This is a genomic window from Corynebacterium jeddahense, from assembly GCF_028609865.1.
Lineage (GTDB): Bacteria > Actinomycetota > Actinomycetes > Mycobacteriales > Mycobacteriaceae > Corynebacterium > Corynebacterium jeddahense.
The window spans coordinates 1,585,297-1,604,491 of sequence record NZ_CP063194.1 but is presented as its reverse complement, the minus strand read 5'-3'; the positions used below and the strand labels follow the sequence as shown (position 1 = coordinate 1,604,491).

Genomic DNA, 19,195 nt, shown 5'->3' with positions numbered 1-19,195 from the left:
ACGCTCAAGCTACACACGCATCGTGAGCAGCGTGCCGTCGACAGTAATGTTGAAGCCGGCGGCGGAAGCGATCTCGGCAACTTCCTCGGCCGACGCTGCGGCATGCAGTGCAAGCGCGCGGGCCAGCTCGCCCTTGTAATGCTTGTTGAAGTGGCTGACCACTTTGCCGGTGTCAGCCTGCTCCACGCGCACCGTCACCGCCCCCGGCGCCGGGCCGAGCTGCTGGTACGCGCCGGAACGCAGGTCCACCACGAAGTCCTCCTGTGCGAGCACATCGCTAACCGACGTACCCCACCACGCCTTCATGGTCCTCCCGCCCACCTTGGACCCGCCGGAGACGCGGTAGCGCGGCAGGCAATCCGTCGCTCGCACCAGCCCGAACAGCGCCGATCCGACGACGATGCGCGAGAGCGCGGCGTCGGACAGCGAGGCGGCGTCGAGGGCGTCGTAAAGCACCCCGGTGTAACGCCGGATCGCTGGCATGACCGGCGCGGACCGCAGCACCAGGTTCTCCTCGGCATCCGCGCGCTTGCCGGCGGGGATCTTCAGCTCGGACATCTGGGTGTCGACGGTGGTGGCCGTGAGGACGTCGATAAGCGAAGTGCGCACCGGATCGAGCGACGGAAACGAGAGCGCCATCGGCGCGGCGACGCCGCCGGGCGCCTTGGTCTCGGAGGGCGGGAGCACGATCAACATGCGCCAAACCCTAGCGGTAAGCTTGCCAACCATGATTACACGCCTGTCCACGCTGTTCCTGCGCACGCTGCGCGAAGATCCCGCCGACGCCGAGGTGCCCAGCCACAAGCTGCTCGTGCGCGCCGGCTACGTGCGCCGCGCCGCGCCTGGCGTGTACTCCTGGCTGCCGTTGGGCCTGCGCGCGCTGCGCAAGATCGAGGGCGTCGTGCGCGAGGAGATGGACGCGATGGGCGCCCAGGAGCTGCTCTTCCCGGCGCTGCTGCCGCGCGAGCCCTACGAGGCGACGAACCGCTGGACCGAGTACGGCGACGACCTGTTCCGCCTCAAGGACCGCAAGGGCGCGGACATGCTGCTCGGCCCGACGCATGAGGAGATGTTCACCACCGCGGTGAAGGACCTGTACTCGAGCTACAAGGACTTCCCGGTCACGCTGTACCAGATCCAGACGAAGTACCGCGACGAGGCCCGCCCCCGCGCCGGCATCCTGCGCGGGCGCGAGTTTGTGATGAAGGACAGCTACTCCTTCGACATGACCGACGAGGGCCTGGCTTCTTCGTACGCCGCTCACCGGGCCACCTACCAGCGCATCTTCGACCGCGTGGGCCTGCGCTACGAGATCTGCAAGGCCACCTCCGGCGCCATGGGCGGCTCCGCGTCCGAGGAGTTCCTCGCGTACTCCGACAACGGCGAGGACACCTTCGTCGTGTCCACGGCGGGCGACTACGCCGCCAACGTCGAGGCCGTGACCACTGTCGCGCCCGCTCCGCGCGGCTGCGACGGCCTGCCCGAGGCCGTCGAGCACGACACGCCCGCCTCCGAGACCATCGCCGGGCTCGTCGAGTGGGCTAACGGCGAGGGCATTCTTATCGACGGCCGTCCGGCCCAAGCCTCCGACACCCTCAAGTGCATGGTGGTCAAGATCAACGACCCGCGCGCGCTGAACGAGGACGGCTCGCCCGTCGGCCCGCAGCTCACCGGCGTGCTCATCCCGGGCGACCGCGAGCTGGACGAGAAGCGCCTCGAGGCCTCGCTCGAGCCCGCGACGTTCGAGCTCGCCACCGACGAGGACTTTGCCAAGCACCCCTTCCTTGTGCGCGGCTACATCGGCCCGCGCGGGCTGCAGGCGAACGGGGTGCGCGTGCTCGCGGACCCGCGCGTGGTCGAAGGCTCGTCCTGGATCACCGGCGCGGACGCCCCGCAGCGCCACGTCGTCGGCCTCGTTGCCGGCCGCGACTTCACCGTCGACGGGTTCATCGAGGCTGCCGAGATCAAGGCGGGCGACCCCTCGCCGAGCGGCAACGGCACCGTCGAGCTCGCCCGCGGCATTGAGCTCGGCCACATCTTCCAGCTCGGCCGCAAGTACACCGAGGCCATGGACGTGCAGATCCTCGACGAAAACGGCAAGCGCGCCGTGCCCACCATGGGCTCCTACGGCATCGGCATCTCCCGCATGCTCGCCGTGATCGCCGAGCAGCGCCACGACGAGAAGGGCCTCGTCTGGCCCGTCGAGATCGCCCCGTACCAGGTGCACGTCGCGGTGGCGAACAAGGACGCCGCGGCGCTCGAAGCCGGCGAGCGCATCGCCGCGGAGCTCTCCGACGCCGGGCTCGAGGTGCTTTACGACGACCGCCCCAAGGTTTCCCCCGGCGTCAAGTTCAAGGACGCGGAGCTGCTGGGCATGCCGTTCATCGTCATCCTCGGGCGCTCCTTCGCCGACGGCATCGTGGAGCTGCGTATCCGCGGCGGCGAGACGCTCGAGGTCCCGGCCGACGGAGTGGTGGCCAAGGTGCAGGAGCTCGTCCGCGGCTAGGGACTGAGCTACACCCGCTGGGCGTGGGCGGCGAGGCGGATCGCGTCCTCGCGCCACTGCGCGGCATCGGCGCGGGCGGCGGCGTAGCGCCACTCCTTGACGAGGTCGGCCTGCATGGACTTCACCAGCTGCGCGGCTTCCTCCGGGCTGGTCGGCTCGGCGTAGCCGTCGGCGAAGGCGTAGCCGGCGGCAGGGACGAGCGCCTCGCCGACACCGGGCGGGAGGATGCGGGTGAGGGCGTCGACGCGCTCGTGGGACGCGTCGCGCAGCACGCCGATCCGGGCGTGCAGGCCGTCGTCCGCGTAGGCGAGCGCGATACCGAGGCCGTAATACATCGCGTTCTCGCGGGCGAGCATGTCGCGGGCCGCGGCAGCGTCGGCGTCGGAGGTGAGCTGGCCCTGGACCGGCTCGAGGTCCACCGTCGTCAGCGCGAGGGCGTCGATGGCCTGGGCGACGACGAGATCCACCGAGTCGGACGGCACCTTGTCCGCCGCAGCGACCGTGTGCTCGAGCAGCGCCGAGGCGTCGGCCGCTGCGGGTAGCTCCGTGTCGCCGCCCGCCACGTCGCACGACGAGGGCGTCTTGCCGCTGGGGTCGACGCCGCAGAGCCGGAGGGCTTCGTCGTTAAGCTGCTGCGATTGGGTCTGCCGCAGCGCGCGCCAGTCTGGGTCGCCGCCCGTCGCATCCGCGGAGGCTTGCTTCGCCAGCGCCATGATCTCGCCGTTCGGGCGCGGCCCGACGACGTCCATCACCGTGCAACTGGTCAAAAGGAGCGCGGCCGGCAGCACGAGGAGTTTCTTCACCCGCTGCACGTTACACGCTAGGTTGGACGCCATGGCTTTTCCCACGAACGACGAACTCGAGCGGCTGGTGCAGCCCATCGCGCAGGCGTACGGCATGGACATCGAGGGCATCAAGACGGTCAAGGCGGGCAAGAAGTCGCAGGTCGTCATCGCGCTCGACTCGGATACGCACCCGACGCTCGACGAGCTGGAGGAGGTGTCGAACGAGCTCTCGCAGCGTTTCGACGACGCCGAGGAACGCGGCAGCGTCAACTTCGGCGCGGGCTACACCCTCGAACTGACCACGCCGGGCGTGGACCTGCCGCTCACCGCGCCGCGGCACTTCCGCCGCAACCGGGGCCGGACGGTGACCGTGGGCGACGAGCGGTGGCGCCTCGGGCCGCTCGACGACGCGGAGGAGCACGTTGCCCTCGTGCGCGCGGGAAAACGCGGGCCCGAGATCCGCGTTTCGCCGGTTTCCGAATTGGCTGGTGCGGTGGTAGAAATTGAGTTCAACGCGCCCCCGGCGGCCGAGACGGAGCTGACCGAGCAGGCGTTTGCAGAGCTCGAAGCCGCGGCGGCGGCACAGGAAGGGAAATAAGTGAATATCGACCTGAACGCGCTGAAGGCGATTGAGGAGCAGCAGGGGATCCCGGTCGAGGACTTGCTGGGCACGATCGCGAACGCGCTGCTCTACTCGTACCGCGAGTTCAAGGAGACGAGCGGGGGCGAGCGCTCGAAGGCGCGCGTGGACATCGATACGGAGACGGGTGACGTCGCCGTCATCGTGAGCGAGCTCGGCGAGGACGACGAGGTCGTGTCCGAGTACGACGACACGCCGGCGAACTTCTCGCGCATCGGCGCCGTGGCCGTGCGCGACGCCATCAAGGGGCGGCTGCGCCAGGCCGAGGCGGGCCGCGTGTACGACGAGTACGCGGGTTTCGAGGGCAAGGTCGTCTCCGGCATCGTGCAGCGCGACGCGCAGGCGGAGGCGCGTGGCCTCAACATCGTGCAGCTGGGCACGGAGGCGGACCCGCAGGACGGCATCCTGCTGCCGGCGGAGAAGATCCCGGGCGAGGTGCTCAAGCACGGCGACCGCATCAAGGCGTACGTGGTCGGCGTGAACAAGGGCGACAAGCGCGTGCAGGTCAACCTCTCGCGCACGCACCCCGAGCTTGTGCGCGGGCTGTTCGCGCTCGAGGTGCCCGAGGTGGCGGACGGCTCCGTGGAGATCGTCGGCATCGCGCGCGAGGCCGGCCACCGCTCGAAGGTGGCGGTGCGCGCGACGGTCAAGGGCGTGAACGCGAAGGGCGCGTGCATCGGCCCGCGCGGCGCGCGCGTCTCCAACATCATGGACGAGCTCGGCGGGGAGAAGATCGACATCATCGACTGGGACGAGGATCCGGCGAAGTACGTGGGCAACTCGCTCGCGCCGTCGAAGGTGGTCAACGTCGAGGTGCTCGACCGCGAGGCCCAGTCCGCGCGCGTGACGGTGCCGGACTACCAGCTCTCGTTGGCCATCGGCAAGGAGGGCCAGAACGCCCGCCTCGCGGCGCGCCTCACCGGCTGGAAGATTGACATCCGCTCGGACGCCGACGCGAACGAGACGTAAATCTCACCCGTGTGATTCCCATACCCGCTGGAAATATGGTTCCGGCGGGTTTTGGCGTACAGTGTGATACGGCTTGACGTCCGCACGACCGGTGCGGCGAGGGCGGCAGTAAACGGTAGTGAAACTGTGTGGAACGGGAAGGACGCGGATGAGCGGAACACGCAAGCAGCCCATCCGCACCCGTACCTGCATTGCCACCCGGGTCCCGCAGCCTGATACGCAGTTGCTGCGGGTCGTCGCCGATCCGGACGTGCCGGGGAGAGTGCTCGCGGACCCGGCCAGGAAGCTTCCTGGTCGTGGCGCGTGGATCACCCCGACGCTGGACGCAGTTGAGCTGGCGGAACAACGCCGCGCCTTCGGGCGGGCGCTCCGTCTGTCCGCGCAAGCGGATCTAGGTCATGTACGTACGTACCTTGGGTCGTCGCAACGCAACTGCGACGGCGCAACAGACCCAGACGATAAAGGAAAGACCGAACACTGATGAGTACGCAACCATGAAGCAGCATCAGCGATGAAAGTCACTGACCACGTCTAGGGGCCGGTAGCCGGACGGCGCCGTGCTCCTAGCATGAACACCAAGGAGACACGTGCCCGGAAAGCTACGCGTACACGAGTTGGCCAAGCAGCTCGGCGTAACAAGTAAGGAACTGCTCGCCACGCTGAAGGACCAGGGCGAGTTTGTGAAGACGGCGTCCTCGACGATCGAGCCGCCTGTCGTAAAGAAGATGCGGGCTTACTACGCCAAGCAGAACGGCGGCGACGCAGCCGCGGAGGAGAAGGACAAGGCCCCCGCGCCGAAGAAGCCGCCGCTGAAGAAGCCCGGCCAGAACCGCGCCGCGGCCAAGCCCGCGGCCCCGAAGCCGGGTGCGGCGAAGAGCGCGCCGAAGGCCCCGAGCGAACCCGCGCAGTCGCAGCCGGTGCCGACCCCGCCGGAGGAGCCCGCCGCGAAGACAGCGGCCACCGAGCCGACTCCGAAGCCGGCCGGTGCGCCGAAGCCGGGCGCGGCGAAGCCTGCCGCCCCGAAGCCCGCTGGCGCGACGCCGGGCGCGACGCCGGGCGCGAAGCCGGGCGCGAAGCCGGCTGCCCCGAAGCCCGCCGGCGCGAAGCCGGGGGCACCGAAGCCGGGGGCGCCAAAGCCCGCCGCCCCGAAACCCGCGGCGGCGAAGTCGGACGGCCCGACGCCGGGCGGCATGCCCCGCCCGATGCCGAAGCCGGGCGGGCGCCCGCGCGTGGCAAACAACCCGTTCTCCTCGAACACCGGCGGTGGCCAGCGCCCGCCACGCCCGGGCGGGGGACGCCAGGGCCAGGCGCGACCCGGCCAGGGTGGGCCGCGCCCCGGCGGTGCTCGCCAGGGCGGTGGTTCGCGCCCGTCGCCGGCTGACATGCCTGCAGGTCCGTCGCCGACCCAGATGCCGTCCAAGGCGGCGGCACCAGGCGGCCGCGGCCGCGGCGGTGCGGGTGGCGGCCGTGGCCGTGGCGGCCAGGGCGGCGGCCCGAACCGCGGTGGTGGCGCTCCGGGTGCGGGCGGCGGCTTCCGCGGACGCGGCGGTCGTCGCGGCGGCACGGCCGGCGCGTTCGGCCGTCCGGGCGGTGCGCCCGGCAAGCGCCGTAAGTCGAAGGGCCAGAAGCGCGCCGAGTACGAGGAGATGCACAAGCCGAACGTCATCGGCGGCGTGCGCTTGCCCGACGGCGGCGGCCAGACCGTGCGTCTGCGTCAGGGCGCGACCCTGTCGGACCTGGCGGAGAAGATCAACACCGACGCATCCGCGCTCGTGCAGGCCCTGTTCAACCTGGGCGAGATGGTGACGGCGACGCAGTCGGTCTCCGAGGAGACGCTGCAGCTGCTCGGCGCCGAGATCAACTACGAGGTGCAGATCGTCTCGCCCGAGGACGAGGACCGCGAGCTGCTCGAGTCCTTCGACCTGCAGTTCGGCGAGAACGAGGGTGGCGACGAGGCGCTCGAGCAGCGCCCGCCGGTGGTCTCGGTCATGGGCCACGTCGACCACGGCAAGACGCGCCTGCTGGACACGATCCGCAACGCGAACGTGGCCAAGGGCGAGGCCGGCGGCATTACCCAGGGCATCGGCGCGTACCAGACCGAGGTCACCCTCGAGGACGAGCCGCGCAAGATCACGTTCCTGGATACCCCGGGCCACGAGGCGTTCACTGCCATGCGCGCCCGCGGCGCCCAGTCGACGGACCTGGCCATCCTCGTGGTCGCGGCGGACGACGGCGTGATGCCGCAGACCGTCGAGGCGATCAACCACGCCAAGGCGGCGGACCTGCCGATCGTGGTCGCGGTGAACAAGGTGGATAAGCCTGAGGCGCAGCCGGACAAGATCCGCGGCCAGCTCACCGAGTACGGCCTCGTGCCCGAGGAGTACGGCGGCGACACGATGTTCATCGACATCTCGGCGAAGCAGGGCACGGGCATCGAGGACCTCCTCGAGGCCGTGCTGCTCACCGCCGATGCGGCCCTCGAGCTCACGGCGAACCCGGACATGGACGCCCAGGGCGTGGCCATCGAGTCGCACCTCGACCGCGGCCGCGGTCCGGTGTCCACCGTCATCGTCCAGCGCGGCACGCTGCGCGTCGGCGACTCCATCGTCGTCGGCGGCAACTTCGGCCGCGTGCGCCGCATGGTCGACGAGTGGGGCAACGACGTCGAGGAGGCCGGCCCGTCGCGTCCGGTGCAGGTGCAGGGCCTCAACGGCGTGCCCGGCCCGGGCGACAACCTGCTCGTGGTGGAGGACGACCGCGTGGCGCGCCAGATCGCCGCGCAGCGCGACGCCCGCCACCGCGCGGCGATGCAGGCCCGCACGAAGAAGCGCGTCTCCCTGGAGAACCTGGACCAGGCGCTCAAGGAGACGAGCCAGCTCAACCTCATCCTCAAGGGCGACAACGCAGGTTCGGTGGAGGCCCTCGAGGAGGCGCTGCTCAAGATCGAGGTGGACGACGAGGTCGAGGTCAACATCATCGACCGCGGCGTCGGCGCGGTGACGCAGACGAACGTCTCGCTCGCCGCGGCCTCCGACGCCGTGATCATCGGCTTCAACGTCCGCGCCGACGGCAAGGCCACCGAGGAGGCCAACGCCGAGGGTGTGGAGATCCGCTACTACTCGGTGATCTACCAGGCCATCGAGGACGTCGAGAACGCGCTCAAGGGCATGCTCAAGCCCATCTACGAGGAGCGCGACCTCGGCGAGGCGGAGATCCGCCAGATCTTCAAGGCGTCCGCGGTCGGCCTCATCGCCGGCTGCATGGTCACCGAGGGCAAGGTCAAGCGCGGCGCGAAGCTGCGCCTCGTCCGCGACGGCAACGTCATCACCCCGGACGCGACGATCGAGTCGCTGCGCCGGGAGAAGGACGACGTCACCGAGGTGGCCAAGGGCTACGAGTGCGGCATGGTGCTGTCCTACCCGGACATCCAGGTGGGCGACACCATCCAGACCTACGAGATGGTCGAGGTGCCGCGCGACTAGCGTCGCAACGCAATTGCGTATCGACGAGCCCCCGCTCCGCGCGAACCCGCGCTGGGCGGGGGTTAGACTATCGGAAGTTTTGACGAAGGAGTTGACATGGCTGACAACCCCCGCGCCCAGCGCTTGGCAAAGCAGATTCAGACGATCGTGGCCTCTGCCATCGAGCGCGAAATCAAAGATCCCCGCCTCGAGCTGGTGACCGTCACGGACACCCGCGTCACTGGCGACCTGCACGACGCGACGGTGTACTACACCGTCCGCGGCCGCGACATCAACGACGAGCCGGACTACGACCAGGCGGCGGAGGCGCTGCACCGCGCCCGCGGGCAGATCCGCAAGATCGTGGGCGACCAGCTCAACGTGCGGTTCACCCCGACGATCGCGTTCGAGCGCGACACCGTGCCGGAGTCCTCGGCGCACATGGAGGAGCTGCTCAACCGCGCCCGCGCGCGCGACGAGGAGCTGGCGAAGCTGCGCGAGCACGCGACCCCGGCGGGGGAGAGCGACCCGTACAAGCGGCCCGGCGACGCGGCCGCGGAGTAGCACATGGCGTCGTTGTTTCCCAGGGCGGCCGCGCAGTTCGAGGCCGTCGCTGACCGCCTGCGCGCGGCCGAGAAGGTGAGCGTGGTCGCGCACGTCAAGCCGGACGCGGACGCGGTCGGCTCGGCCTGCGCGCTCGTCGGCGGGCTGCGCCAGCTCGGCGTGGACGCGTCCGCGCACATCGGCCAGCCGCTGCCGCACTCGGCGAACCTGCGCACCGTGCCCGGCGTCGACGAGATCGCTTACGGCACGCCGCTGCCGAAGGACGGGCTCGTGGTCACCGTGGACTGCGCCTCCGTCGACCGCACCGGGGCCTTCCAGCCCGCGATCGAGGCGGACCCGTCGCGGGTGGTGGTCATCGACCACCACAAGACGAACCCAGGCTTCGGCGGGCTCAACCTCATCGTGGATTCGGAGTCCACGACGACGATGATCCGCGAGCTGTTCGCCTACCTCGGCGTCGAGCTGGACACCGACCTCGCGTACTGCCTCTACGCGGGCCTGGTCACGGACACGGGCAGCTTCCGCTGGGGCAGCCCGCGCATGCACGCGCTCGCCGGGGAGCTCATGGGATACGGGCTGAACACGCGCCAGATCGCGCTCGACCTTATGGACACGATGAGCGCCGTCGACCTCCAGCTCATGGGGGCGGTGCTCGCCGAGACCCAGATCATCCCCGCCCACGGGCTCGACATCGCCGTGCTCACCATCCCGCTGCCGCTGCACGCGCGGATGAGCCAAACCGCGGTCGAGGCCGTCATCGACTACGCCCGCGCGCTCGAGGGCACCGACGTTGGCGTGGTGCTCAAGCAGCAGGCGCCGGAGTACTGGGCGCTCTCGCTGCGCTCGACGGTCGTCGACGTCTCCCGTGTGGCCGCGCGCCTCGGCGGCGGGGGCCACCGCGCTGCCGCCGGCTACTCCGCGGCGGGCAGCAGGGAGGAGATCGTGCGCGAGCTTATCGACGCGATCCCGGAACCCACCGCACCCCAGCCCCAGGCGTAGCGGCATGGCCCACACACAGCCCGCAAACGTCGGCCGGGAGATCCTGCGCCTCGCTCTGCCCGCGCTCGGGGTGCTCGCCGCCAACCCGCTCTACCTGCTGCTGGACACCGCGGTGGTGGGCCGCCTGGGCACGGCCGAGCTGGCCGCCCTCGCCGCCGGCGCGGCAGTGCAGTCCACCGTGACCACGCAGCTGACGTTCCTCTCGTACGGCACGACCGCGCGCAGCTCGCGTTTCTTCGGCGCGGGCCGGCGCGAGGACGCCGTCGCGGAGGGGGTGCAGGCGACGTGGGTGGCCTTGGCCGTCGGCACGGTGCTTGCGCTCATCGTCGGCGTCTTCGCCGAGCCGATCGCCACCGCGCTATCCGGCCACGCCGACACCGGCGCGCTCGCGGCGACGTGGATGCGGGTGAGCGCGTTCGCGGTGCCGCTCACGCTCGTGATCATGGCCGGCAACGGCTGGATGCGCGGGGTGCAAAACACCCGGCTGCCGTTCCTGCTCACGCTGTGTGGGCTCGTCCCCGGCGCGGTGGCGCTGCCGCTGCTCGTGAGGCGCTTCGGGCTCGTCGGCTCGGCGGTGGCCAACCTCCTCGGCATGGGCATCACCGCGGCGCTGTTCCTCGTCGTGCTCACCCGCGAACACGGGAAGTACGGCGGGAGCTGGGCGCCGCGCTGGGACGTCATCCGGCGCCAACTCGTGCTCGGACGCGACCTCATCGTGCGCTCCCTGTCCTTCCAGGTCTCGCTGCTCACCGCCGCGGCGGTCGCGGGGCGCTTCGGCGTGGCGGCGCTCGCCGCGCACCAGCTCATGCTGCAGCTGTGGAACTTCCTCACCCTCGTGCTCGACTCGCTGGCGATCGCTGCCCAGACGCTCACGGGCTCCGCCCTCGGGCGCGGCGGCGCCGACGAAGCCCGCGCGGTGGGGGCGCAGGCCCTGCGGTACTCGATGATCTTCGCGGTGGGGCTCGCCGCCGTGTTCGCCGTGTTCGGCAGGCAGATTCAGGGGTTGTTCACGGACGACCCGGAGGTCGTCGATACGCTGCAGGCTCCGTGGTGGCTGCTCATCGCGATGATCGTGGCGGGCGGCGCCGTCTTCGCCCTCGACGGGGTGCTGCTCGGTGCGTCCGACGCCGCGTTCCTGCGCAACCTCACGCTGTTCTCGCTGCTCGGCGTGGCGCTGCCGATTATCTTGGCATCAGGCGCGTTCGGCTGGGGACTCACCGGGATCTGGGTGGGCCAGCTCGCGCAGGTGCTCGCGCGGCTCGTGGGCGTGGTGTGGCGGTTCCGCTCGATGCGCTGGGCCGTCGCGGGCGTGTCCGACGGAAGGACGGAGTAATGACAACAACCTTGTGGGCAGTGAGCGACCTGCATGCGGCGGTGAAGCGCAACGGCCCCCACATCGACTCGATCCGGCCGGCTGACCCGTCGGACTGGCTCATCGTCGCCGGCGACGTCGCCGAGCGCCAGGAGCTGATCACCCAGGTGATGGGGGAGCTCGCCGAGCGCTTCGACACCGTCATCTGGGTGCCCGGCAACCACGAGCTGTTCTGCCGCTCGGCGGACCGGCACCGGGGCCGCGAGAAGTACACGATGCTCGTGCAGTCGATGCGCTCGCTCGGCGTGATCACCCCGGAGGACCGCTACCCGGTGTTCGGCGGCGTCACCGTGTGCCCGCTGTTCACCCTGTACGACTACTCGTTCCGCGCCCACGACCTGAGCGTCGAGGACGCCCTCGCGGCCGCCCACGAGAAGAACGTGGTGATGACGGACGAGATCGCAATCGCCCCGTTCGTGGACATCCGCGCCTGGTGCTGGGACCGCCTCGCCTACACGACGAAACGGCTCTCGCGCATCAGCGGACCGACGATCCTGATCAACCACTGGCCGCTCGTGCAGGAGCCGGTGCAGCAGATGCGCTGGTCCGAGATCGCGCTGTGGTGCGGCACCCGGCACACCCGCACGTGGCCGCAGCGCTACGGCGCGCAGCAGGTGATCTACGGCCACCTGCACATGCCCGGCGTGACGGTCGTCGACGGCGTGGAGCACATCGAGGTCTCACTCGGCTACCCGCGCGAGTGGGAGCGCCACCCGTCCGGGCAGCCGTTCCCGTACCCGGTGATGGAGGTTCAGCTGTGATGCAGGACCTCTCACTGTTTCCGCCGGAGGCGCGCTGCGTTTTCCACCTCACCGACGACGCGGGCGATCTCACCCACTACGAGCACCTGCACCCGGATGAGCGCAACGTGGTCAAGGCCGCCGTCGACGTGCGCAAGGGCGAGTTTGGCGACGCCCGATGGTGCGCCCACCAGGCACTTCGCGAGCTCGGCGTGGCCGCCAGCGGCGCGATCCTGCGCGGGGAGCGCGGCATGCCACTGTGGCCGGAGGGATACACCGGCTCGCTCACCCACACCGACGGGCTGCGCGCGGCGGTGGCGGCCTCGACCCGCCACGTGCACTCGATGGGCCTCGACGCTGAGCCGGCGGAGCCGCTGCCCGCGGGCGTACTCCACTCCATCGCCAGCGAAACCGAGATCGCCATGGTCGAGCGCATGCGCGCCGCCGGCCACGAGTGGGCGGACAGGCTGCTGTTCTGCGCCAAGGAAGCCACCTACAAGTGCTGGTACCCGATGACGCGCAGGTGGCTCGACTTCGACGAGGCCGAGATCGAGCTGCGCGCCGACGGCACGTTCATCTCCCAGCTGCTCGCCCGCCCGGCGCCGGTGCCCATGTTCGAGGGGCGCTGGGTCGTGCGCGGTGGCTACGTCATCGCGTCGACGTACGTGCGGTAGGGGCGGCTCCCCACCTAGGCGAGAAGGGGCAGCCAACGCACCCCAACACACCCCGGAAACACGCCCCCAGCCGCTACAGCGTCGACGGCCGCGCCACAAACACCGTCGCCAGCCGCTTGCCCTGCTCCTTCACCAGCGCCACCGCACGTCCGTCCGGCCCGACCGCGGCGTGCACGCCCTTGAGCCCCCGCGGCTCGAGCCATTTGCCCATCGCCAGCGCCGCGTACTCCTCCTCCGTCACGTCGAGGACCGGCCACGCGCGAGTGAGGGCCTCGTCGAGGGTGAGGGAAAGCGCCGGGGCGTCCTCGAGCTGGTCCAGGGTGCGCGCGGCGGAGATGGTGAAGGGGCCGACCCGGAGGCGTCGCAACGCAATGAGATGCCCGCCTACGCCGAGGGCGGCGCCGAGGTCGCGCCCGAGCGAGCGGACGTAGGTGCCGGAGGAGCAGTGGACCCGCGCGTCGGCGTCGACGACGCCGTCGTGGCGGCGCATCTCGGCGAGGTCGAAGGCGTGGATGGTGACCGGCCGCGCCGGGATGTCTACCTCCTCGCCCGCGCGCGCAAGCTCGTGGGCGCGCCGGCCGCCGATCTTGATTGCGGAGACCTTCGACGGCACCTGCATGATTTCGCCGGTCAGCCGCGCGACTTCGGCGCGGATCGCCTCGTCGGTGACCGCGGAGGCGTCGTGCGTGTCGACGACGTCCCCTTCGGCGTCGTCCGTCGTCGTCGAGGCACCGAGGCGGATCGTCGTCTCGTAGACCTTGTCGTGCGCGACGAGGTGGGCGAGCAGCTTCGTGCCCCGCTCGATGCCGGCGACGAGGACGCCCGTGGCCATGGGGTCGAGCGTGCCGGCGTGGCCGACCTTGCGGGTGCCGAAGATGCGGCGCAGGCGGGCCACGACGTCGTGGCTGGTCAGGCCCTGCGGCTTGTCAACGACGACAATGCCGGAGGCTGCGAGGGGATCGTTCATGGGTGTCGAGTATGCCGTAGTGTGTCCCAGGTGGACATTCTGCGTGGGCTTGCAAACGTGCCGGAATCCTTCGCGGAGACCGGCACGGTGGTCACTATCGGCGTCTTCGACGGGGTGCACCGCGGCCACCAGCTGCTGATTTCGCAGGCGGTCGCCACCGCGCGGGAGCTCGGCGTGCCGTGCGTGGTGATGACGTTCGACCCGCACCCCGTGACCATTTTCGCCCGGGAGCACGCCCCGGCCGCGCTCATGCCGCTCGACGAGCGCGCCCGCCACATCGCGGAGCTCGGGGTGGACGACCTGCTGGTGATCGACTTCCGCGAGGAGCTCGCCGGCATGAGCCCCGAAGACTACGTCACCGAGGTACTCGCCGGGCTGCTGCACGCCAAGCGCGTGGTGGTGGGGGAGAACTTCACGTTCGGGCGCGACGCCGCGGGAACGGCGTCGACGATGGCGCAGCTCGGCAGCGCCGCGGGCATCGAGGTCGACGTCGTGCAGCTGCTTGCCGACGGCGGCGTGCGCGTCTGCTCTACGGCCATCCGCGAGCAGCTGTCCGGCGGCGACGTTCACGCCGCGACGGAGTTCATGGGGCGGCACTTCTCCGTCATCGCCCCGATCGAGCGCGGCGCCGGCCGCGGCGGCAAGGAGCTGGGGTACCCGACGGCGAACCAGTACGCCCCCGAAACCTCCGCCGTTCCCGCGGACGGGGTGTACGCCGGCTGGCTCACCATCATCGACGGCGCGACCGCCGGGCCGATCGACGGCGACATGGAGCCGGGCATGCGCTACCCGGCGGCGATCTCGGTGGGCACGAACCCCACGTTCGGGGACGCGCGCCGCAGCGTGGAATCGTTCGTCCTCGACCGGGACGCCGACCTGTACGGGCGTCTGGCGCGCGTCGAGTTCGTGGGCAAGGTCCGCGACATGGTGAAGTTCAACTCCGTCGACGAGTTGCTCGATAACATGGCCCGTGACGTGCGCACCACCCGCGAAATCCTAGGAGTGTAAATGGCCCGCAAGCTCATCTTGGACGTAGACACCGGCATTGACGACGCGCTGGCGATCGCCTACGCGCTCGCCTCGCCGGAGCTCGAGCTCATCGGCGTGACGTGCACGTACGGCAACGTCGAGGTGGACCAGGCTGTGCGCAACTCGCTCGCCATCCTCGAGCTGTTCGGCCGCCGCGACATCCCCGTCTACGCCGGCCCGCAGCCGGACGGCTTCGAGGTCATGGAGATTTCCCAGTTCATCCACGGCGTCAACGGCGTGGGGGAGGCGCCGCTTTACGACGCAGAACGTTCCGTCGAACCTGCCTCCGCCGTCGACTTCATGGTCCGGGCCGCCCACCACTACGGCGACGACCTTGTCATCGTGCCGGTCGGCCCGCTCACCACGGTCGCTGCCGCGGTGGAGCAGGACCCCGCGTTCGCCGAGCGGGCCCACATCGTGTGCATGGGCGGCGCCCTGACCGTGCCCGGCAACGTCACCGCCTACGCGGAGGCGAACATCAACCAGGACCCGGACGGGGCGGACCGGGTGTTCCGCGCGTGCAAAGACATCACGATGATCGGCCTCGACGTCACGCTGCAGACGCTGCTCACCGTGGTGGAGTCGGAGGAGTGGGAAAAGCTCAACACCGCGGGCGGGGACTTCCTGGCCAAGGCGACGAACTACTACATCAAGGCGTACGAGACCACCGCGCCCCACCTCGGCGGCTGCGGGCTGCACGACCCGCTCGCCGTGGCGGTCGCCGCCGATCCGACGCTCGTGTCCACCCTGCCCATCAACCTCAAGGTGGACACGGACGGCCCGACGCGGGGGCGCACCATCGGCGACGAGATGTGTCTCAACGACCCGGTGAAGTCCGCCCACGTGGCCATCGACGTCGACGTGGAGCGCTTCCTCGCCGAGTTCATGCAGCGGCTCACCGGTTTGGCCCGCGAGACCCCGGTCGTGTAACCTCACCTTGTCCTGCGCGCGACTGCGGTCCGCAGTGGTTGCGCGCGGCTGAACTACGTGAACGAGTGCGGACTGCAATAAAGGAGAACCCTCGATGGCTCTGACCACTGAGAAGAAGGCCGAGATCCTCAAGGCCTACGGCCTGCACGAGACCGACACCGGCTCCCCGGAGGCCCAGATCGCGCTGCTCACCGAGCGCATCAACAACCTTACCGAGCACCTGAAGGAGCACCAGCACGATCACCACTCCCGCCGTGGCCTGCTGCTGCTCGTCGGTCGCCGCCGCAGCCTGCTGAAGTACCTGCGCGAGAACAACGTGGACCGCTACCGCGACCTCATCGCGCGCCTCGGCCTGCGCCGCTAATTGGGCGAAGCTGCCGTCGATACGCAGCCGCCCGAACAATCGCCCCACCTGCATGGTGGGGCGATTTTTGTTATGATCATTGGCCGTTGCACGAGCACAGACGACCGGCGGCACCGATGATCGCCGACAACCTTCGAAGGAGAGAGATCCTTTTGAGCTTCACACCGAACAACAGCTTCGACGTCAACGTCGACGAGGACTTCGGCCTCACCGAGGCTGTGGCCACCCTGGACAACGGCGACTTTGGCACCCGCACCGTGCGGTTCGAGACCGGCCAGCTCGCCCGCCAGGCCGACGGGTCCGTGACCACGTACCTCGACGAGGAGACGATGCTGCTGGCCACCACCACGGCGTCGAACCAGCCGCGCGAGGGCTTCGACTTCTTCCCGCTCACCGTGGACGTCGAGGAGCGCATGTACGCCGCGGGCAAGATCCCGGGCTCCTTCTTCCGCCGCGAGGGCCGCCCGTCGACGCAGGCGATCCTCGCCTGCCGCCTCATCGACCGCCCGCTGCGCCCCACCTTCGTCAAGGGCCTGCGCAACGAGGTGCAGGTTGTCATCACCGTGCTCTCCCAGCACCCGGAGGAGTACTACGACGTCGTGGCCATCAACGGTGCGTCCGCCGCAACGCAGCTGTCCGGCCTGCCGGTCTCCGGCCCCGTCGGCGGCGTGCGCATGGCGCTGCTCGCGGACGACAAGCACCCGGAGGGCCAGTGGGTCGCGTTTCCGAACCACGAGCAGCACGAGCGCTGCCTCTTCGAGATGGTGGTCGCGGGCCGCATGGTCGAGCGCAAGCGCGGCCGCAAGACCGAGGAAGACGTCGCCATCATGATGGTGGAGGCTGGCGCTGGCGTGAACGTTGTCAAGCAGGTCGAGGCCGGCTACCCGGCGCCGACCGAGGCGACCGTCGCCGAGGGCCTCGAGGCCGCGAAGCCGTTCATCGAGACGCTGTGCCGCGCGCAGCGCGCCCTCGCCGACGAGGTGGCCAAGGATACGAAGGAGTTCCCGCTCTTCCCGGCCTACTCCGACAAGGTCTTTACCGCGGTGGAGAAGAAGTCCGCGAAGAAGCTGGCGAAGCTGCTCACCATTAAGGGCAAGGCCGAGCGCGACGACGCGACGAACGCGTACATGGAGGAGATCGAGGAGCAGCTGCTTGACACCTTCGACATCGACGACGACGACCGCGAGGCCGTCGCGGCCGCCTCGAAGGAGATCCGCGCCGCCTACAACGCGGTGATGAAGCAGATCGTGCGCGAGAAGATCCTCTCCGAGGGCTTCCGTATCGACGGCCGAGGGCTCACCGACATCCGCGACCTCGAGGTGGAGGTCCAGCTCGTTCCGCGCGCCCACGGCTCCGCCCTGTTCGAGCGCGGCGAGACGCAGATCCTCGGTGTGACCACGCTGGACATGCTGAAGATGGAGCAGCACATCGACTCCCTCACCCCGGAGGACTCGAAGCGCTACATCCACCACTACAACTTCCCGCCGTACTCCACCGGCGAGACGGGCCGCGTCGGTTCCCCGAAGCGCCGCGAGATCGGCCACGGCGCGCTCGCCGAGCGCGCACTGCTGCCGGTGATCCCGCCGCGCGAGGAGTTCCCGTACACCATCCGCCAGGTCTCCGAGGCGCTCGGCTCGAACGGCTCGACCTCGATGGGCTCCGTCTGCGCGTCGACGCTGTCGCTCTACAACGCGGGCGTGCCGCTGGCCGCCCCGGTTGCCGGCATCGCGATGGGCCTCGTCTCCGGCGAGGTTGATGGCGAGACCGAGTACGTCGCGCTCACCGATATCCTCGGCGCCGAGGACGCGTTCGGTGACATGGACTTCAAGGTCGCCGGCACCCGCGAGTTCATCACGGCCCTGCAGCTGGACACGAAGCTCGACGGCATCCCGTCGAGCGTGCTTGCCGATGCCCTGAACCAGGCGCGCGACGCCCGCGAGGCGATCCTGGACACCATGTCCGAGGTCATCGAGGGCCCGGACGAAATGAGCCCGCTCGCGCCGAAGATCACCACGGTGAAGGTGCCCGTATCCAAGATCGGCGAGGTCATCGGCCCGAAGGGCAAGACCATCAACCAGATCACGGAGGATACCGGCGCCGAAGTGTCCATCGAGGACGACGGCACGGTGTTCGTCTCGGCCGCCTCAGGCGAGGCCGCGGACGCGGCGGTGGAGAAGATCAACGCGATTGCCAACCCGCAGCTGCCGAAGGTCGGCGAGCGCTACCTGGGCACCGTGGTCAAGACCGTCGCGTTCGGCGCGTTCGTCTCCATCATGCCGGGCACCGACGGCCTCATCCACATCTCCAACCTGGGCGGCAACACCCGCGTGGAAAACGTCGAGGACGTCATCCACGTCGGCGACAAGGTCGAGGTTGAGATCCGCGACATCGACAACCGCGGCAAGATCTCGCTCGTGCCCGTAGAGGACGGCGAGTAAGCCAGTTTTCGGGTGGGGGAGGGCCTCCGAGGGAATGAGGACACATTTGCCCTCATTCCCTCGGAGGCCCTCCCCCTACTTCTGGAAGTCGACGACGAGGCGCGTCGGATTGTCCAGGAAGTAGAGGTGGTACGGGCGCTTCGCGTCGAGGCCGACGACGTACTGGGCGTCCGCCTCGAAGATCCCGCCGTTTTTCACCTGGAGGATGCTGCCCGCGGCGACGCCGTCGGAATTGGCCTTCTCCACCTCCGGGCCGTCCCACACCTGGCTGAGCGGCACGCCCTGGATGATCATGCCGAAGTACGCGTTCCCTGCCGGCACGAGCGGGTAGCCGGAGGCCTGCTGGCGCGGGTCGTCGTCGTAGCCGGCGATAACTCCCGGCCGGCCGGTGCCGGAAAACTCGATGACGAGGCGGTCGACATCGTCGTGGGCGCCCGCGCGGATGTCTTCGATGCGCTGCTTGGCCGCGTAGGAATCGAGCCGCGTGCCCTCGAGTGTGAACGGGGCGACTGGGCCTGCGGCAGCCGGGGCGGGGGCCGCGGCGGCCTGCGCCGGCGAAGTGGGGGTAACCGTCGAGACGACCGACTCCGTCACCCGCTCGGCCGGACTCGTCGCCGTTTCGCGTTCGGTCTCGGTCACCGTGGTCGTCGCGGTTCCGTTACCGGCGCTGCAGCCTGCGAGCAGTAGGCCGGCGCCGAGCAGCAGGGCGGTGGCGTGGCGGGGTGTCGTGTCGTCTCTCGTGGCTCCTCTCATAGCT

18 protein-coding genes are annotated in these 19,195 nt (G+C 69.8%); 14 read left to right on the top strand and 4 right to left on the bottom strand.

The features are described 5' to 3' along the window. Nucleotides 1–9 precede the first annotated feature (9 nt). A complete protein-coding gene (locus CJEDD_RS07825; RefSeq protein ID WP_042404650.1) occupies nt 10–696 on the bottom strand; it encodes a YaaA family protein in 687 nt (228 codons plus the stop codon). Nucleotides 697–727: 31 nt separating this feature from the next. On the opposite strand from CJEDD_RS07825, the gene CJEDD_RS07820 reads away from it, so the two are divergent. Further along, nucleotides 728–2,506: a proline--tRNA ligase gene (locus CJEDD_RS07820; protein ID WP_042404648.1), complete on the top strand. Its 1,779-nt coding sequence runs from the start codon at nt 728–730 to the stop codon at nt 2,504–2,506. A gap of 8 nt (nt 2,507–2,514) precedes the next feature. Here CJEDD_RS07820 and CJEDD_RS07815 read toward each other — a convergent pair whose 3' ends face one another. Continuing rightward, nucleotides 2,515–3,309, bottom strand: coding sequence for a DUF4439 domain-containing protein (locus CJEDD_RS07815; protein ID WP_232297642.1), 795 nt, complete (start codon nt 3,307–3,309; stop codon nt 2,515–2,517). Between the two features lie 31 nt (nt 3,310–3,340). On the opposite strand from CJEDD_RS07815, the gene rimP reads away from it, so the two are divergent. The 9 genes from rimP to CJEDD_RS07770 all read left to right on the top strand — a co-directional run bounded on the left by rimP (nt 3,341) and on the right by CJEDD_RS07770 (nt 12,710). Beyond that, a complete protein-coding gene (gene rimP, locus CJEDD_RS07810) occupies nt 3,341–3,889 on the top strand; it encodes a ribosome maturation factor RimP (RefSeq protein ID WP_042404671.1) in 549 nt (182 codons plus the stop codon). Next, entirely contained in the window at nt 3,890–4,900 is a 1,011-nt protein-coding gene (gene nusA, locus CJEDD_RS07805) for a transcription termination factor NusA (protein ID WP_042404646.1), read from the top strand. A gap of 148 nt (nt 4,901–5,048) precedes the next feature. After that, a complete protein-coding gene (locus CJEDD_RS07800; RefSeq protein WP_074432454.1) occupies nt 5,049–5,381 on the top strand; it encodes a YlxR family protein in 333 nt (110 codons plus the stop codon). Nucleotides 5,382–5,487: 106 nt separating this feature from the next. Then, nucleotides 5,488–8,382, top strand: a complete 2,895-nt coding sequence (gene infB, locus CJEDD_RS07795) for a translation initiation factor IF-2 (protein ID WP_042404644.1) — start codon at nt 5,488–5,490, stop codon at nt 8,380–8,382. 96 nt (nt 8,383–8,478) lie between these two features. Further along, nucleotides 8,479–8,925: a 30S ribosome-binding factor RbfA gene (rbfA, locus tag CJEDD_RS07790; protein ID WP_042404642.1), complete on the top strand. Its 447-nt coding sequence runs from the start codon at nt 8,479–8,481 to the stop codon at nt 8,923–8,925. 3 nt (nt 8,926–8,928) lie between these two features. Beyond that, nucleotides 8,929–9,924: a DHH family phosphoesterase gene (locus CJEDD_RS07785; RefSeq protein ID WP_042404641.1), complete on the top strand. Its 996-nt coding sequence runs from the start codon at nt 8,929–8,931 to the stop codon at nt 9,922–9,924. A gap of 4 nt (nt 9,925–9,928) precedes the next feature. Continuing rightward, a complete protein-coding gene (locus CJEDD_RS07780; protein WP_042404640.1) occupies nt 9,929–11,257 on the top strand; it encodes an MATE family efflux transporter in 1,329 nt (442 codons plus the stop codon). Continuing rightward, a complete protein-coding gene (locus tag CJEDD_RS07775) occupies nt 11,257–12,057 on the top strand; it encodes a metallophosphoesterase family protein (protein WP_042404639.1) in 801 nt (266 codons plus the stop codon). The genes CJEDD_RS07780 and CJEDD_RS07775 overlap by 1 nt, the downstream gene beginning before the upstream one ends. After that, on the top strand, nt 12,057–12,710 hold the full coding sequence (locus CJEDD_RS07770; protein WP_042404638.1) for a 4'-phosphopantetheinyl transferase family protein: 654 nt from the start codon (nt 12,057–12,059) through the stop codon (nt 12,708–12,710). Before CJEDD_RS07775 ends, CJEDD_RS07770 begins: the two co-directional genes overlap by 1 nt. A gap of 73 nt (nt 12,711–12,783) precedes the next feature. Here the strand turns inward: CJEDD_RS07770 and truB are convergent, their stop codons facing one another. Next, nucleotides 12,784–13,677: a tRNA pseudouridine(55) synthase TruB gene (gene truB / locus CJEDD_RS07765; RefSeq protein ID WP_042404636.1), complete on the bottom strand. Its 894-nt coding sequence runs from the start codon at nt 13,675–13,677 to the stop codon at nt 12,784–12,786. 30 nt (nt 13,678–13,707) lie between these two features. Between truB and CJEDD_RS07760 the strand changes: the two genes are divergently transcribed. The 4 genes from CJEDD_RS07760 to CJEDD_RS07745 all read left to right on the top strand — a co-directional run bounded on the left by CJEDD_RS07760 (nt 13,708) and on the right by CJEDD_RS07745 (nt 18,438). Further along, the gene (locus CJEDD_RS07760; RefSeq protein ID WP_042404668.1) at nt 13,708–14,685 is read left to right on the top strand and encodes a bifunctional riboflavin kinase/FAD synthetase; all 978 of its coding nucleotides are present in this window, start codon (nt 13,708–13,710) and stop codon (nt 14,683–14,685) included. Continuing rightward, nucleotides 14,686–15,636 (top strand): nucleoside hydrolase, encoded by a 951-nt coding sequence (locus CJEDD_RS07755; protein ID WP_042404634.1) that lies wholly within the window; start codon nt 14,686–14,688, stop codon nt 15,634–15,636. Nucleotides 15,637–15,730: 94 nt separating this feature from the next. After that, nucleotides 15,731–16,000 (top strand): 30S ribosomal protein S15, encoded by a 270-nt coding sequence (gene rpsO / locus CJEDD_RS07750; RefSeq protein ID WP_042404631.1) that lies wholly within the window; start codon nt 15,731–15,733, stop codon nt 15,998–16,000. A gap of 116 nt (nt 16,001–16,116) precedes the next feature. Beyond that, nucleotides 16,117–18,438, top strand: a complete 2,322-nt coding sequence (locus CJEDD_RS07745; protein WP_042404629.1) for a polyribonucleotide nucleotidyltransferase — start codon at nt 16,117–16,119, stop codon at nt 18,436–18,438. Between the two features lie 75 nt (nt 18,439–18,513). Here the strand turns inward: CJEDD_RS07745 and CJEDD_RS07740 are convergent, their stop codons facing one another. Continuing rightward, entirely contained in the window at nt 18,514–19,191 is a 678-nt protein-coding gene (locus tag CJEDD_RS07740) for an AMIN-like domain-containing (lipo)protein (protein WP_157034367.1), read from the bottom strand. Nucleotides 19,192–19,195 lie beyond the last annotated feature (4 nt).